A 16,240-nucleotide genomic window follows, 5' to 3' on the forward strand; every position below is an offset into this window, starting at 1 on the left:
CTGCTGCCGGTTTTAGGCGAAATCGCACAGAGAGGCATGGAAAATTGACAAGCCTTATTATACAACGATTCCTCTCGTTTGACACCCCCAAATCCAAAAGATTGTCTCCGCCGCAGGGGAAACGCAACGCTTATGGCGCCTTGTTCAGATTGTCGGAAAATTTCCCCGAGCCATCTTCCATTTTCGTCTTGACAAAAACCACAAAATATTGTATCATAACCAACGTTGTAAAGCTGATGCGCTTTACGAAACCGAAGGGAGGCTGAAGAATGAAAAACCAGGCTTACCGCATGGCGCTCCTGTTCGACTTTTACGGTGACATGCTCACCGACCGGCAGAAGGAATTCTTTGACCTCTATTATAATGAGGACCTCTCTCTGGCTGAGATCGCCGAGAATTACGACATCACCCGCCAGGGCGTCCGGGACGTGATCGTCCGGGCGGAGGGCATCATGCAGGAGCTGGAAGACAAGACGGGCATCATCCGCCGCTTCCAGAAAATGCAGTCCCAGCTCTCCGACATCGACCGCTTTGCCGACAGCATCATGGAGATGAACGACCAGCGCGGCAGCGGAGACCCAGCCATTGAGGGCCTCTGCCGGCAGATCAAGGACACCGTGGCCCAGATGAAGCAGGAGTGACCCCATGGCATTTGAAGGATTAACCGAAAAGCTCTCCAACGCATTCAAAAAGCTGCGGGGCAAGGGCCGCCTCACTGAGTCCGACGTGAAGGAGGCCATGAAGGAGATCCGCATGGCCCTGCTGGAGGCCGACGTCAACTACAAGGTCGTCAAGGACTTTGTGGCCAAGGTCACCGAGCGGGCTGTGGGTTCCGACGTGCTGGAGAGCCTCACCCCCGCCCAGATGATCGTCAAGATCGTCAACGAGGAGCTGACCGCCTTGATGGGCGGTGAGAGCGCCAAGCTGACCATCTCCTCCAAGCCGCCCACGGTGGTGATGCTGGTGGGCCTCAACGGCGCCGGCAAGACCACCAACGGCGCCAAGCTGGCCGGCTACATGAAGAAGCAGAACGGCAAGCGGCCCCTTCTGGTGGCCTGCGACACCTTCCGTCCCGCCGCCATCCAGCAGTTGGAGGTCGTGGGCGGACAGCTGGGTGTGCCTGTGTTCCAGCAGGGACTGGGCGACCCGGTGGAGATCGCCAAGGCCGGCATCGAGCACGCCAGAACCCACGGCAACGACATCGTGTTTCTGGATACCGCCGGCCGGCTCCATGTGGACGACGAGCTCATGGCCGAGCTCTCCCGTATGAAAGAGGCCGTCTCCCCCACCGAGATTCTCCTCATCGTGGACGCCATGATCGGTCAGGACGCAGTCAACGCCGCCAAGGTGTTTGACCAGACACTGGACCTGACCGGCGTCATGCTCACCAAGCTGGACGGCGACGCCCGAGGCGGCGCGGCTCTCTCCATCAAGGCCGTCACCGGCAAGCCCATCAAGTTCATCGGCACCGGCGAAAAACTGGATCAGATCGAGGTGTTCCACCCCGACCGCATGGCCTCCCGCATCCTGGGTATGGGCGACGTGCTCTCCCTCATCGAGAAGGCCCAGCAGTCCTTTGACATGCAGAAGGCGGCGGAGCTGGAGCAGAAGATGCGGAAAAACCGCCTCACCCTCACCGACTTCTACGACCAGCTGGTCCAGGTGAAGAACATGGGCTCCCTGGCGGACATCGCCGGGATGCTCCCCGGCGTCAACGCCAAGGCGCTGGAGGGCGCCAGCGTAGACGAGCGGGCTCTGGGCCGCACCGAGGCCATCATCCTCTCCATGACCCCTGAGGAGCGGGAGAACCCCTCCCTGCTCAACAACAGCCGCAAGAAGCGGATCGCCGCCGGAAGCGGCACCCAGGTGGTGGATGTGAACCGGCTGCTCAAGCAGTTTGAGATGATGCAGCAGATGACCAAGCAGATGACCGGCGGCCGGATGCGGAAGATGGCCAAAAAGGGCCGCTTCGGCGGATTCGGCGGCTTGGGCAAAAAGGGCGGCTTTCCCTTTTAACGTGGTTGGTTAGCGTCCCCCGGGGCGCTTCCATATAGATGTGAAATAATTTTGGAGGTGAAGATACAATGGTTAAAATCAGACTTCGTCGGATGGGCGCCAAGAAGGCTCCTTTCTATCGTATCGTGGTGGCTGACTCCCGTTATCCCCGTGACGGCCGCTTCATCGAGGAGATCGGCACTTACAATCCCCTGGTGACTCCCGCCGAGATCAAGGTCGACGCTGACCGCGCCCAGGCTTGGATCAAGACCGGCGCTCAGCCCACCGAGACCGTGAAGGCTCTGCTGAAGAAGGCTAACGCCATCTGAGCGGCGGCCTGCTAGGAGGGCAGCATGAAGGAATTGCTCACTTATATCGCCCAGAACCTGGTGGACCACCCCGAGGCGGTGTCCGTCACGGAGCACGCGGGCGAGGACGAGACCGTCCTGGAGCTCCGGGTCGCTCCCGAGGATATGGGCAAGGTCATCGGCCGTCAGGGCCGTATCGCCAAGGAGATCCGCACGCTGATGCGCTCTGTTGCCCAGAAGAACGGGACCAGGGTCTCTGTCGAAATTGTAGACTGAAAAACGGCGGGGCTGACCCGCCGTTTTTTGTTCCCTCATGCGCATACGGACGGACTGCCGTCTGCAATCGGAGGTAAGCATGAAAAACAAATTTCTCGAAGCCGGTCAGATCGTGAATACCCACGGCGTCCAGGGCGAGGTGAAGATCGTCCCCTGGTGCGACAGCCCGGAGTTTCTCTGTCAGTTCGATGTGCTTTACATCGACGGCCAGCCGGTCCCGGTCCGCTCCTCCCGGGTCCACAAGGGCAACGTGCTGGCCACCCTGGAGGGCGTGTCCGACGTGAACGCCGCCATGCGGCTCAAGGGCAAGAAGGTGTCCATCGACCGCACCGGCGTGGAACTGCCCGACGGCCGCCACTTCCTGGCCGACCTGATGGGCCTGGAGGTGCGGGACGCCGACACCGGTGAGGTGCTGGGCGAGATCAGGGACATCCTCACCCCCCCTGCCCACGAGGTCTACGTGGTGAAGGGCGGCGCCCACTCCTACCTGATCCCCGCCGTGGATGCGTTCCTGAAGGAGACCAACGTGGAGGGTGGCTATATCCGGGTGCATCTCATCGAGGGGATGGAGAGCGATGTATAGAATCGACATCATGACCCTCTTTGATCTGACGGTGGGCGATATGATGAACGAGTCCATTCTGGGCCGGGCCCAGGAGCGGGACTTTATCCGCATCGAGGCCCACCAGATCCGGGACTACACCCTCAACAAGCAGAAGCAGGTGGACGACTACCCCTACGGCGGCGGACGGGGTGCGGTGATGCAGGCCGACCCCCTCTACCAGTGCTGGAAGCACATCACGGACACCTACGGCCCCGGCCACACCATCTACATGTCCCCCGCCGGCAAGACCTTCCGGGAGGCGGACGCCAAGCGCCTGCGGGATGACTACGACCACCTGATCCTGGTGTGCGGCCACTATGAGGGCATTGACGAGCGCTTTATTGAGGAGTGCGTGGACGAGGAAATCTCCATCGGCGACTTTGTGCTCACCGGCGGCGAGCTGGCCGCCATGGTGGTGGCCGACGCGGTGGCCCGGCTGGTGCCCGGCGTGCTCTCCGACCCGGAGTGCTTTGAGGACGAGAGCCACTGGAACGGCATGCTGGAGTACCCCCAGTACTCCCGCCCCGAGGAGTGGCATGGCCGGAAGGTCCCCCCCATCCTCCGCTCCGGCGACCACAAGAGCATCGCCAGGTGGCGGCGGAAGCAGTCCATCATCCGCACCCGGGACCGCCGACCCGATATGTACGCCAAGCTGGACCTCTCCTCCAAGGAGGACCAGAAGCTGCTCCGGGAGATCTCCCAGGAAGAGGCGGACGGCTCCGCGGAATCATAAGGCATTTCGACAGGTAGAAAAATCTGTATTTGCGCTGTTTTTCGCCCATTACAGACGCAAGGTTTTTCTGCCTGTCGTTCTTTTTTCCCTTTACATTCCATGATGCCCATGATACAATAACACAGGCGACAATCTTATTTTTAATATTACATCTGGAGATTGACGATATGAGTTTTAAAATTATTGTGGACAGCTGCTGTGACCTGACGCCCGCCATGCTGCGCAGCGGGAACTTTATCAGCGTTCCCCTCACTATCCGGGTGGGCGACACCGTGGTGGTGGACGACGCCTCCTTTGACCAGGCCGCCCTGCTCTGGCGGATGAAGGAGAGCGAAAAGGCCCCCTCCTCCGCCTGCCCCTCCCCTGCTCAGTATCTGGACGCCATGGAGTGCGGCGCGGACGACATCTATGTGGTCACCCTCTCCGCCCTGCTGTCCGGCTCCCACAACAGCGCCGCACAGGCCCGCGCCATGTATCTGGAGGAGCACCCCGATGCCCACGTGCACATCTTCAACTCCTGCTCCGCCTCTTCCGGCGAGGTGCTCACCGCATTGAAGATCCAGGAGCTGGCCTCTTCCGGCAAGGACTTTGACACGGTGGTCAGCCGCACCTCCCGCTATATCAACGAGATGGAGACCCTCTTTGTGCTGGAAAACCTGGACAACCTGCGCAAGAATGGCCGGCTTACCCGGCTCCAGTCCATTGTCACCGGTACCCTGAAGATCAAACTGCTCATGGGCTCCACGCCCGAGGGAGAGATCTGCAAGCGGGGGCAGGCGCTGTCCATGAAGCAGGCCCTGGGGAAGATGATCTCCCTCATGGAGGCCGACGAGAAGCACGCCGGGCGCACTCTGTGCATCACCCACTGCAACTGCCTGGAGCGCGCCTTCTACCTCAAGGAGCAGGCCCTCAAGTCCTGCCGGTTCCACGACGTGATCATCTGCGAGACCGGCGGCATCAGCACAGTCTACGCCAACGACGGCGGCATTGTGGTCGCCTACTGAGTTCACAGAGACAGCAAGCCCCCGGCCGCCGGTCGGGGGCTTCGTCATATCTATTTTCCGCTGAATAAGGCAGAGAAATGCCGGAGGTCTGCAAGTCGCAGACCTCCGGCATTGTTCGTTGTATTTACTTCTGCTCGGGCTCCTGCTTGGGAGCGGGCTCAGCGGTGGGCTGGGCAGGCTCTTCCTTCTTCTCCCCCAGGAACTTGGGGAGGTTCATGCCCGCCATGTCGAACATCTCGCTCATGGGCGGGATGGACTTCATCAGGCCGGAGATATACCCGGCGGTGCCGGTCTTGCCGTCCTGGCCCTGGCCGCCGTCCCAGACGGTGACCTTATCGATCTTCACGTTCTTAATGGCGTCCACCTGGATGCGCATGAGCTGCTCCATCTTGTCAGCCAGCATGAGGCGCACCGCCTCGTCGGCGTCGCCGCCGGCGGCGGCCACGATCTCCCGCAGACCTTCGGCCTGCTTCACCAGCAGGGCCTGGGTACCGGCGGCCTCGGCCTCCATCTTCACGCGGATGGCGTCGGCCTCACCCTGGGCCTTCCGGCGGATCTGCTCGGCCTCAGCCTCAGCCTCCAGCTCCTTGCGGCGCTTGTCGATCTCGGTCTTGACGATGATGTCTGCCTCCTGGGTGGCCTTCTCACGGGCGGCACGGGCAGCCTCGGCCTTCTGCTCGGCGGCGTAGGCCTCCTCCAGGGCCTGGGCGGCGGCGATCTTCTCGGCGGCAGTGGCGATACGGGTGGCCTCGGCCTCCTTCTCCCGGCGCTGGGCGTTGGACATGGCCACTTCAACCTTGGCGCTGTTCTCGCCCTGGATGGCGGCGGAGTCGGCCTGGGCCACCTGGATACGCTGGTCGCGGTGGGCGTTGGCCTCGCCGATGGAACCGTCGCGGTCCCGCTCAGCCACGTTCTTCTTGGCGTCGTTGATGGCCTTGGCGGCGGCCTCCTTGCCCAGGGCGTCGATGTAGCCGGACTCGTCGCTGATGTCGGTCACGTTCACGTTGATGAGCCGCAGGCCGATCTTCTTCAGCTCGCCCTCCACGTTGCGGGACACAGCCTCCAGGAACTTGTCGCGGTCAGTATTGATCTCCTCGATGTCCATGGTGGCGATGACCAGACGCAGCTGGCCGAAGATAATGTCCTTGGCCAGCTCCTGGATCTCCTGGAGCCGGAGGCCCAACAGGCGCTCGGCGGCGTTCTGCATGACGCCGGGCTCGGTGGAGATGCCAACGGTGAAGCGGGAGGGCACGTTGATGCGGATGTTCTGCCGGGACAGGGCGTTCTCCAGGTCCACGGAGATGGACATGGGGGTCAGGTCCAGGAACTCATAGGCCTGGATGACGGGCCAGATAAAGGCCGCGCCGCCGTGGATACATTTGGCGCTGCGGGTGGAGCCGTCCTTGTTGTTGCCCACCTTACCGTAGATGACCATGACCTTGTCGGAGGGACACTTCTTATATCGCTTGATGAGGAACAGGACCAGGGAAAACAGGATGACCACAACGACGCAAATCAGTACGAGGGTGATGATCTGATCCATACAATTCTCTCCTTCTTCATTCTGTCGTAGGTTTATACTTCTTCTCTCTCAGACGCAACCGGGGATACGATAAGCACGCCGTCCTCCGCCAGCCCGGTCACGATGATCTCCGAGCCGGTGGGGATGGGGTCGCTCTGCTCTGTGACGGCCTCAAACTCCCGCAGCTGCTCCTGCACGGTGACGTTCACCTTGCCGGTCCCCTGCCCACGGGCAGGCACGGTCAGGTACACGCTCCCCCGCTCTCCCAGTGCATTGCGGACGTCCAGGGTTCCATCGGACTGGAGGCGCATGGCCTCACGCAGGATCACGGCCACAGCCACCATACCGATGATACCGATCTGGACCGCCAGGAACAGGGACAGCAGCCAGTGCAGGCCCAGCGTCAGGAACAGCAGGCCGCTCCAGCCGAACAGGGTGAAAAATGTGATGAAGCCGCGGATGGTAAAGATGTGCAGTCCGCTGAAGAATCCGCCATGGGCATCGCTGTCTGTTCCGGCATCGCCGTCGGGGTGAATGCCACCGTGGAGCCCGTCGGGAATTCCGTCCCCATCCAGGTCCACAGCCTCCTCCTCGATCCCATCCGGGATACCGTCCCCGTCCAGATCCAGGCCATCGCCGTCCGGGATACCGTCCCCGTCCAGATCCGCGCCATCAGCATCCCCGTCGCCGCCCCCCAGGCCGATGAACAGCATCACCGTCTGGATCAGGAGCAGCAGCGTGGCGGGCACTGCGATAAACAGCATCACCCGCTGCAGCGCGGTCAGTGATTCCAGCCAGGCCTCCATCGCTCTCCCCTCCTTTCATTTTGAATATGTGTTCTCATGCGGAAAATGTGACGCCTCTGGAAAATTTATTGAAAAGCCGCAGGCGCTCCTTCCCCGGGTTCCTCCAGCGTCCGGATCAGCCCCTCCGCCTCCCGCTTGAGACGGGCAGCCTGGTAGGCTGTGAGAAGAACCCGCAGGGTACGGCTCACCCTCCTCCGGGCGCCCGGACGGGGCTCATCGCCATAGTCAAAGAGCACTTCGTCGCACCAGCGAACCAGCTCTTCCTCCTCCGGCATAGGCGTCTCCTCCAGCCGCCCAAGCAGGCGGACCAGGCAGGTGTAGAGATAGGAATCGTCCACCAGGTCGTCTGACTCGTCGGCCAGCACACCGTTGACGTAGGATAAAAGTTGGCAGATTTTCTCCAGCTGAAGGACATCCTTCAGCATGTTGATAAACAGGATACGGCAGAACTGTCTGCGGCTGTATTTTTTTCGCTCCGGCGGGGACACAAATCCCCGTTTCACCCAATTCTGGATGACGTAAGACTCCAGCCCCGTCAGCTGGGAGACCTGGGAAAGTGTCAGGCCTCCGGTGAGGAACAGCGGGGACAGCAGCATATCCGCTGCGTCAGGCCGTCTCAGATCGGCTTCGACCGTGGTTCCCGGCAGTACATCTTTCATTCGACCGCCTCCTTAAGGTGATTAGAATATATCATATGGTCACTTAATTGTCAATAGAGTTCTTTAGATTTTACAATAGAGCTGCCGGCCCCTCTGGGTGGATACAGGTCAGGATTCTTTTGTAGAGCCCGGTCTGGGCGTCGGACAGCCGCTTTCCCTTTTTGGCGATCAGCACCAGCTCCCAGCAGTAATTCTCATCGACAATGGGAACGGCCCGGAAATCCTGGTAATTGATCTTGCCTAGGATCAGATAGGTGCTGATCCCTATCACCGTCTTGTCCGGATAGCTGCGACAGGTGTCCCGCAGCGTGATAGTCGTCGCAATGATCTTGGGCTCAAAGCCGTAATGGCGGCAGGCATCCACCAGCTGATGGTAAGTGCGAAACTTGGAATTGGTTGTGATGATGCGCTGACCTTTCAGGTCGGAATAGGTAATGGATTCCCGCCTATAGAAGGGATGGGACCTGTGGACAAAGGCACACAGATTCCCTTTATATAACGTCTTGGCGGAAAATTTATTCCTGTCCACCGGACCGGCGGTGATCGCCAGATCATAGGTCCCGCTCAGCACTTCCTCTTCGCAGAGAAGATCCACGGAATCCACCCAGCTCATCCCGGCCTGGGAGGCCATCCTCTGAATCTGAAACAGCTTCTCCCTGCCGAGGACTTCCGACGCGCCCATGGTGATACCCAGACAGCCCCGATGGACCGGCGTGCCCCAGATCCGGTTCAGCTCCTCCTGCATCTGGTTTACCTCTTCCATGATCCGCTGGGCGTATGTGCGGACCAGGACGCCCTGCTCTGTCAGCCTGACGCCTCCGGGCGTCCGCAGAAAGAGGGGGCAGCCCAGTTCCTCCTCCAGCGTTCTCACCGCCTTGCTGATGCCCTGCGGAGAGAGATAGAGCCGCTCCGCCGCTTCTGAAAAACTGCCGCAGCGGCATGTCTCCAAAAAATATGTCAGCGCTGCTGTGTTCACCTTGACCCCTCCACTTCCGTATGAGACTACTATAGCAGAAAATCCCGTGTTTTGGAACATCCGTCCGACAAAAAGAGCTGGCGCCGGTCACCCGGCGTCAGCTCTTTCGAGGGACATATCATTTGATTATTCCGCCTTGGCGGCATTCTCGCCTGCGACTCTCCCATAGAATGTGGCGGTTCCCACCGCCAGGCCGCAGCTGGGGTACTCCTCGCCGCACAGACCGGTAAAAGCCACCTCACCGGCAGCATACAGCCCGGAGATCGTCTGGTCGTTCTCGTCCAGCACATGTCCGCTGGTGTCGGTCACCAGTCCGCCGTAGGTCACGGTCACCGAGGGGTCCAGGCGCAGGGCGTAGATCTCGCCCTCAATGGGCACCATCTTGTCCTGCGGCTTTCCGAAGTCCTCGTCCACACCCAGGGCGCACAGCTCGTTGTATCTGCTGATGGTGGCCTCCAGCACCTCCGGGTCCACGCCGATCTGCTGGGCAAGCTCCGCCGCGGTGGAGGCGTGGGGCGTGCTGTCCAGGGTCAGGCCGTACTGAACGGTAGCGTTGGGGTCGTTGGCGGAGGCAATGTAATAGCCGTAGGAGCAGCCACTGTTGGCGATCCCCTGACCCACGTGGTACTGATAGGTGTACTCGTTGACTACGCGCTCGCCTCTGGCGTTGACAATGAGGCCGGCCTCCTCTTTGATGCCCACGCCGCAGGTCATGCTGACATAGATGACCTGGGTGGCCGGGCTGTCAAAGACCTGCGCGCCCACCGCCTGGGCCATAATCAGGCCGTCGCCCGTGTTGCTGGACGGGACCAAGGTGGTGAACCCCTCGGTGGTCGTGGCATAGCGCTCCATCATCTCTTTGTTCTGGGCGTAGCCGCCAGTGCAGAGCACCACCGATTTTGCATTGACCGTCACGCGGCTGCCGTCCGGACGGGTGCCGGAGACACCTGCCACCGCGCCGTCGTCCCCGCGCAGCAGCTCATCCGCGCACACATTGTACAGGATCTCAACGCCGCTCTCCTCCAGGTCCTTGGTCAGAGGCACGGTGATCTGGGCGCCGTTGCCGCTGCCGCCGCTCTTCTGGCCGCCGCCGCCCTGGGGATTGTGCACACGCCAGGGAGACAGGGAGCTGTGAATGGCCTCCACATCCTGGAACACCACGCCCTTGCTCTCCAGCCAGTACATGTTTTCCGCGGAGTTGTCGCAGTAGAGCCGGACCAGATCGTCGTCCAGCAGGTCGCCGCCGATCTCCTTGAAATAGTCGAACATCATGTCAGGGGTGTCCGTGATGCCCTGGGCCTCCTGCCATTTTGTTCCGGCGGCCACGATCTTGCCGCCGCTGCGGGCTGCCGCACCGCCGGTGACGCCCTGCTTCTCCAGGACAATTACCTTGGCGCCCTGATCCGTCGCCGCGATCGCGGCACTCAGGCCGGCCGCGCCTGCGCCCACCACCACCACGTCGGCATCATAGGTCTCGTCGGCGGGCTCCTTGTCCGTGGCGGGCACGTTCTTCAGCGCATCCGCGTTTCCGCCGGCCTGGGTCACGCAGTCCGCCACCGCCGCCTTCAGCGCGGCGCTGGTCAGGGTGGCGCCGGAGACGGAATCCACGCCCAGCGACTGCCAGCGCACGATCTCCTCCGGCAGGACCTCAATGGGAGAGGTGGAGAGGCCCCAGGCCAGGCCAAAGGTCTCCGCCTGATCTGTCACCTCAACGTCCTCAATGGCGTCCTCACTGAAGGTGACGGACACGGCGATGGGGCCGTTGCGGCCCTCTGCCTCGGCGGTATAGGTCCCCGCCGTATAGCCGCCCACCTCCTCGGGCTCCTTGCCCATGGCCTGGTCCAGGCACTGCTGGACAGCGGACTTAACGGCGTCGCTGGTAATGGTAGCCCCCGAGACGCCGTCCACCTCAGCGGACTGGGCCTCCAGGATGGCCTCCTTCATGGGCTCCCCCACGTCGGCGCCATAGCCGGCGGTCTCGCCGGAGACGTCGATGGTCACATCGGTGATGGCGCTCTCGCTGACAGTCACACTCACCTTGACCGTGCTCTCCATGCCCTGGACCTCGGCACTGTATGTACCGGCTGTGTACAGTCCCGGAGCCGCAGAGGACGGCTCGGTGCTGGACGGCGCCTCTCCGCTGCCGCAGCCCGCAAGCCCTGCCGCCATGGCAATGAGCAGTGCCGTGGCAATTCCTTTCTTGAACCTTCGAAGGATATCTGTTCCTCCCTCTTTCCAGCGTCACCGTGTACATTTTCGTCAGAGTGACACTTTTTTCACAAACTATTTTAAGTGATCTCGTACATAAAGTAAATCACCCCATTGTTTCATGGGTTCAACCATTGGTTGAAACTAAAACAAGCAGAGATACCCGGCCTGCCGCCGTGGTACCTCTGCTTGTTCTCTTTCTGTGTCGCCAGCTTCTCCTTCAGCTCTTTAAGAACGCCCTGATCTCCTCCTGCCGGGCCACCGCCTGCTGGTATCCATCCTGATACAGCGCCTTGATCTTTGCCAGGTCCCGCTCTGTGCGGGAGAAGCCCTGGGTGTTCGTGGGCGCGATGAGCAGCACCCGTCCCTCCTTCTCCAGGCGGAACAGCTTCTCCCGGCAGGCGTTATACACCTCCGCCCGGCGGCGCATGGCGTCGCAGAACTTGGGGTACTTCCGGTAGAATCGGTCGATCAGCGGCTGGATGGACTCTGTCTTGCGGACATAGGACTTCTCCCGGGTGAGGATCACCACCACCCGGTCACAGCCCTTCTCCACCGCGTGGTCGTAGGGGATGGCGTCCGCCGTGCCGCCGTCCATATAGGGCTTGCCGTTGATGTGGTAGACCGGGAAAAGGAAGGGCAGCGCGCAGGTGGCCTGGAGCAGCTCAAAGTGCTCGTCCTGTTTGGGCACAGGGAGGTATTCCGCCTCGCCGGTGTCCATGTTGGTGACCACCGCCTCCACCTCCCCCGGGAATGCGGCAAAGGTCTCATAGTCAAAGGGAATGAGCTGGTTGGGGATATCGTCGTATGTAAACTTCAGCCCAAAGTAGCACCGGTGGTTGCCCGGCCGGAAGATATTGTTCACTCCCATGTACCGCTTGTCGTTGGCATAGCGGGTGAGGATCTCCAGGTTGCGCCCGCTCTGCTTTGAGATATAGCTGACGCCGTAGGCGATGCCCGCAGACACGCCCACGCAGTAGTCCGGCATGATATCCGCCGCCAGCAGTCCGTCACAGGCACCGCTGGAAAAGATCGTCCGGAATGCGCCGCCTTCCAATACCAGTCCCGTCTTCATTGCTCTCAATCTCCCTTGATTTCATCCCAGTAGCGCCTGGCGGCCTGCTCGGTCTTGTTTTCGCCGTACTCGTAGTACACGGCCCCTACCAGCTTATCCGGCAAGTACTGCTGCTTTACATAGTGATGGGGATAGTCATGGGGATACAGATATCCTTGCTCCCGCTCCATGCCGGCAGAGTCGGCGTGGACATTCTGAAGGTGGCGGGGAATGTCCCCCGTCTTCCCCGCCCGTATGTCCGCCATGGCCCGGTTCATACCCACATAGGCGGAGTTGGACTTGGGCGACGTGGCCATCAGCACCACCGCGTCGGCCAGAGGAATCCGGGCTTCGGGCAGGCCCAGCATATTGGCCGCGTCGATGCAGCTCTTGACAATGGGGATGATCTGTGGATAGGCCAACCCCACGTCCTCACAGGCCATGACCATCATCCGCCGGCAGGCGGAGACCAGATCCCCCGCCTCCAGCAGCCGGGCCAGATAGTGGAGAGCCGCGTCCGGGTCGGAGCCCCGGACCGACTTCTGGAGGGCGGAGACGATGTCGTAGTGGTCGTCCCCCTCCCTGTCGTACCGCATGGCCGACCGCTGGGCCACCGCTCTGGCGTCCTCCAGCGTCACGGTCAGCACGCCGTCCCTCCGCCGGGCGGAGTTGAGCAGCAGTTCTACCGCGTTCATGGCCTTGCGCACGTCGCCGCCGCAGGCAGAGGCGATATGCTCCCGCACTCCGTCCTCACAGACCACCTGCTCTCCCAGCCGCTGCTCCATGATGGCGATGCCCCGGTCCACGGCGGGCAGCACCTCCTCCGCTGTCACCGGCTTGAATTCAAAGACCGTGGACCGGCTGAGAACCGCGTTGTAGACATAGAAATAGGGGTTCTCCGTGGTGGAGGCCACCAGGGTCACATCCCCCTTCTCGATGACCTCCAGCAGGGACTGCTGCTGCTTCTTGTTAAAGTACTGGATCTCGTCCAGGTACAGCAGAATGCCGTTTGGAGCCAGCATGGTGCCCACGTCCGCGATCACGTCCTTGATGTCGGAGAGGGACCCGGTGGTGGCGTTGATCCGCCGCAGGGCCCGGCCGGAACGGCGGGCGATGATGTTGGCCACCGTGGTCTTGCCGGTACCCGACGGGCCGTAAAAGACCAGGTTGGGGATCTTGCCGCTCTCGATGATGCGGCGCAGGAGTCCCCCCTCCCCCAGGATATGCTTCTGTCCCACCACGTCGTCCAGGCTGTCCGGACGGATCTCGTCTGCCAAAGGCCGGTACGCCATATCCACGGCCTCCTTTTCTGCCGGTTTGCAGGGCTCTCTTCCGGGACAGTCCCCGCACCGTCTTCTTATTTTATAAGTGTAACATGTGTTCGATTGCCCGTAAAGGCTCATTTCCCCATCTGTGTCCAAAAATACCGGGAGCGGAACCGCATAACGGTCCCGCTCCCGGCAAATAGGCCCCAAGTTCTGTTTTTCTTACAGCTTGGAGACGATCTCGGCAGTATCAGAGGCGATCATGAGCTCCTCGTCGGTGGGAATGACCATCACAGTCACCTTGGAGTCGTCAGCGGAGATAATGGCCTCCTTGCCCCGGGTGTTGTTCTTCTCCGCGTCCATCTTCACGCCCATATACTCCAGGCCGGAGGCGATGGCCATACGGGTGCCGGCGGCGTTCTCGCCCACGCCGGCGGTGAAGATGATGCCGTCCACACCGCCCATGGCGGCGGCGTAGGCGCCGATGAACTTCTTCACGTCATAGTAGAACACATCCAGAGCCAGGCGGGCGCGGTGATTGCCCTCGGCGGCGGCGCTCTCCAGGTCGCGGAAGTCGGAGGACACGCCGGAAATACCCAGCACGCCGGACTTCTTGTTCAGGATATTGAGCATCTCCTTGATGTCATAGCCATACCGGCCCATCAGGTACTCCAGGATGGTGGCGTCGATGTCGCCGGCGCGGGTGCCCATGGGAACACCGGCCAGAGGGCCAAGGCCCATGGTGGTGTCCACGCACTTGCCGTCCACGATGGCGGCCAGGGAGGAGCCGTTGCCCAGGTGGCAGGAGATGAGCTTCAGGCCCTTGGGATCGCGGCCCATGAGGGCGGCGGCGCGGGCAGAGACATAGCGGTGAGAGGTGCCGTGGAAGCCGTAGCGGCGGACCTTGTCGTTCTCGTAGTACTCGTAGGGGATGGCGTAGGTGTAGGCCTTCTCGGGCATGGTCATGTGGAAGGCGGTGTCGAACACGGCCACCTGGGGCTTGGTGGGCATGACCTTCTGGCAGGCCTCGATGCCCATCAGGTTAGCGGGGTTGTGCAGGGGGCCCAGGGGGATGCACTCCTTGATGGCCTCGATGCAGGCGTCGTCAATGATGCAGCTCTCGGTGAAGGCCATGCCGCCGTGCAGCACGCGGTGGCCAACAGCGTCGATCTCGTCCATGCTGGCGATGACGCCGTGCTCGCTGTCGGTCAGGGCCTGGAGCACGGCCTCAATGGCCTCGGCGTGGGTGGGCATGGGGATCTCAGCCTCAAACTTCTGGTCCTTGGCGGGCACCTTGTGGGTCAGGCGGCCGTCGATGCCGATGCGCTCGCACAGGCCCTTGGCCAGCACGTCCCGGGTGGCCGGGTCCATCAGCTGATACTTCAGGGAAGAGCTTCCTGCGTTGATGACGAGTACCTTCATGTAACTAGTCTCTCCTTTTGCAAATCGTTCTCCGCCTTGCGGGCAGGATGATTCCGTAGTAGAATAAGCATACTCTATTCTATCCCCTTTGTCCCGAAAGGACAACACCTTTTTTGCAGCAAATCGAAGAATTCTTCATTTCGGAGGGAAATTCATGCAGGTTGCCGGTATTGTGGCGGAATACAACCCCTTTCACCTGGGCCATGGCTGGCATATTGCCGAAACCAAGCGGCTTTTGGGCGGAGACGCCGGCATCGTCTGCGTCATGAGCGGGAATTTCGTCCAGCGGGGCCAGGCCGCTGTGGCGGACAAATGGCTGCGGGCAGAGTGCGCCCTGCTGGGCGGCGCCGACCTGGTGCTGGAGCTGCCTACCGTGTGGGCAGCTGCGTCGGCAGAGGCCTTCGCCCAGGGTGCAGTGACCCTCCTGGCGGCCACCGGTGTGGTGGATGTGCTGTCCTTCGGCTGTGAGAGCGGGGATGCCACGTCCCTCTCCGCCGCCGCCGACTGCCTGCTCACAGACGCCCACCGGGCGCTGCTCCGGGAAGAGCTGAGCCGCGGCGTGTCCTTCCCCGCAGCCCGGCAGGCGGCGGCGGAGCGTCTCATCGGCCCGGCGGCCGGCTGCCTGAGCACACCCAACAACAACCTGGCCGTGGAGTACCTGAAGGCGCTGACGCTGCTCCGCTCCTCCATCACGCCCCTGGCCGTATCCCGGGTGGGCGCCGGCCACGACGCCGCCGCCCCGGCGGGCGGCTTTGCCTCCGCCTCCGCCGTCCGGACTATGCTGCATGAAGGCCGGTGGGAGGAGGCCGGGCGCTATCTGCCGCAGTCCACGGCCTCCCTCCTCGCCCAAGCCGCAGAACCTGGCCGCTGCCCCGCCGGTCTGGAGCAGTGTGAGCGGGCGGTTCTGGCCAGACTGCGGACCATGGACGAGTCCGCCTTCGCCACCCTGCCGGACAGCGGCTCCGCCGAGGGCCTGCCCCGGCGGCTGACGGAGGCGGCCAGGACCAGCTGCTCTATCGAGGCGTTCTGCGCCGCCGCCAAGACCAAGCGGTACACCCATGCCAGAATCCGGCGGCTGGTGCTGTGGGCTTTCCTGGGCCTGACCGCCGCCGACCGCCCCGCCGCCCCGCCCTATCTGCGGGTGCTGGGCTTCAACCGCCGGGGGCAGGCGCTGCTTCGGGACATGGGAGAGCGGGCCTCCCTGCCCATACTGGTAAAGAGCGCCCACGCCCGGCGGCTGCCTCAGCCCGCCCGGCGGCTCTTTGAGCTTGAGGCCCGCTGCACCGACCTGTACGCCCTGTGCTCCCCCCTGCCCCGCCCCTGCGGGCTGGAGTGGACCAATGGACCGGTGATCCTGGATATATAAAGCGAGACGCCCGGAAAAGCCCCGGGCGTCTCGTTTTATCGG

16 protein-coding genes are annotated in these 16,240 nt (G+C 62.1%); 8 read left to right on the forward strand and 8 right to left on the reverse strand.

Going from position 1 to position 16,240, the window contains the following annotated elements; genetic code table 11:
* The first annotated feature begins 269 nt into the window (after window positions 1-269).
* The 7 genes from ylxM to WMO64_RS08770 all read left to right on the forward strand — a co-directional run bounded on the left by ylxM (window position 270) and on the right by WMO64_RS08770 (window position 4,920).
* Window positions 270-641 (forward strand): YlxM family DNA-binding protein, encoded by a 372-nt coding sequence (gene ylxM, locus WMO64_RS08740; RefSeq protein WP_294520685.1) that lies wholly within the window; start codon window positions 270-272, stop codon window positions 639-641.
* Between the two features lie 4 nt (window positions 642-645).
* Window positions 646-2,016: a signal recognition particle protein gene (gene ffh, locus WMO64_RS08745; RefSeq protein ID WP_294520682.1), complete on the forward strand. Its 1,371-nt coding sequence runs from the start codon at window positions 646-648 to the stop codon at window positions 2,014-2,016.
* Window positions 2,017-2,084: 68 nt separating this feature from the next.
* Window positions 2,085-2,324 carry a 30S ribosomal protein S16 gene (gene rpsP / locus WMO64_RS08750; RefSeq protein ID WP_040646762.1) on the forward strand — a complete coding sequence of 80 codons (240 nt, stop codon included), beginning with the start codon at window positions 2,085-2,087 and terminating at the stop codon, window positions 2,322-2,324.
* Between the two features lie 24 nt (window positions 2,325-2,348).
* Complete coding sequence (locus WMO64_RS08755; RefSeq protein ID WP_040646823.1) at window positions 2,349-2,579, forward strand: KH domain-containing protein; 231 nt, start codon at window positions 2,349-2,351, stop codon at window positions 2,577-2,579.
* 79 nt (window positions 2,580-2,658) lie between these two features.
* Window positions 2,659-3,162: a ribosome maturation factor RimM gene (gene rimM, locus WMO64_RS08760; RefSeq protein ID WP_294520670.1), complete on the forward strand. Its 504-nt coding sequence runs from the start codon at window positions 2,659-2,661 to the stop codon at window positions 3,160-3,162.
* Window positions 3,155-3,916, forward strand: a complete 762-nt coding sequence (gene trmD, locus WMO64_RS08765) for a tRNA (guanosine(37)-N1)-methyltransferase TrmD (RefSeq protein ID WP_349231725.1) — start codon at window positions 3,155-3,157, stop codon at window positions 3,914-3,916. Before rimM ends, trmD begins: the two co-directional genes overlap by 8 nt.
* A 167-nt stretch (window positions 3,917-4,083) precedes the next feature.
* Window positions 4,084-4,920 carry a DegV family protein gene (locus WMO64_RS08770; protein WP_349231726.1) on the forward strand — a complete coding sequence of 279 codons (837 nt, stop codon included), beginning with the start codon at window positions 4,084-4,086 and terminating at the stop codon, window positions 4,918-4,920.
* A 124-nt stretch (window positions 4,921-5,044) separates the two neighbouring features.
* Here WMO64_RS08770 and WMO64_RS08775 read toward each other — a convergent pair whose 3' ends face one another.
* The 8 genes from WMO64_RS08775 to WMO64_RS08810 form a co-directional block, all read right to left on the reverse strand.
* On the reverse strand, window positions 5,045-6,463 hold the full coding sequence (locus tag WMO64_RS08775; RefSeq protein ID WP_294520660.1) for a flotillin family protein: 1,419 nt from the start codon (window positions 6,461-6,463) through the stop codon (window positions 5,045-5,047).
* A 32-nt stretch (window positions 6,464-6,495) separates the two neighbouring features.
* On the reverse strand, window positions 6,496-7,248 hold the full coding sequence (locus WMO64_RS08780; RefSeq protein ID WP_349231727.1) for a hypothetical protein: 753 nt from the start codon (window positions 7,246-7,248) through the stop codon (window positions 6,496-6,498).
* Window positions 7,249-7,313: 65 nt separating this feature from the next.
* A complete protein-coding gene (locus WMO64_RS08785; protein WP_294520652.1) occupies window positions 7,314-7,907 on the reverse strand; it encodes a DUF1836 domain-containing protein in 594 nt (197 codons plus the stop codon).
* Between the two features lie 70 nt (window positions 7,908-7,977).
* A complete protein-coding gene (locus tag WMO64_RS08790; protein ID WP_349231728.1) occupies window positions 7,978-8,883 on the reverse strand; it encodes a LysR family transcriptional regulator in 906 nt (301 codons plus the stop codon).
* Window positions 8,884-9,009: 126 nt separating this feature from the next.
* Entirely contained in the window at window positions 9,010-10,938 is a 1,929-nt protein-coding gene (locus WMO64_RS08795) for an FAD-dependent oxidoreductase (RefSeq protein WP_349231729.1), read from the reverse strand.
* 373 nt (window positions 10,939-11,311) lie between these two features.
* Entirely contained in the window at window positions 11,312-12,166 is an 855-nt protein-coding gene (locus WMO64_RS08800) for a patatin-like phospholipase family protein (RefSeq protein ID WP_294520642.1), read from the reverse strand.
* 5 nt (window positions 12,167-12,171) lie between these two features.
* Window positions 12,172-13,437, reverse strand: coding sequence for a replication-associated recombination protein A (locus WMO64_RS08805; RefSeq protein ID WP_349231730.1), 1,266 nt, complete (start codon window positions 13,435-13,437; stop codon window positions 12,172-12,174).
* Between the two features lie 195 nt (window positions 13,438-13,632).
* Window positions 13,633-14,832, reverse strand: coding sequence for an acetate/propionate family kinase (locus WMO64_RS08810; RefSeq protein WP_294520636.1), 1,200 nt, complete (start codon window positions 14,830-14,832; stop codon window positions 13,633-13,635).
* Between the two features lie 154 nt (window positions 14,833-14,986).
* On the opposite strand from WMO64_RS08810, the gene WMO64_RS08815 reads away from it, so the two are divergent.
* On the forward strand, window positions 14,987-16,198 hold the full coding sequence (locus WMO64_RS08815) for a tRNA(Met) cytidine acetate ligase (protein ID WP_349231731.1): 1,212 nt from the start codon (window positions 14,987-14,989) through the stop codon (window positions 16,196-16,198).
* Window positions 16,199-16,240: the final 42 nt, after the last annotated feature.

Origin of the sequence: Pseudoflavonifractor intestinihominis, assembly GCF_040096055.1 — a bacterium.
Lineage (GTDB): Bacteria > Bacillota > Clostridia > Oscillospirales > Oscillospiraceae > Pseudoflavonifractor > Pseudoflavonifractor intestinihominis.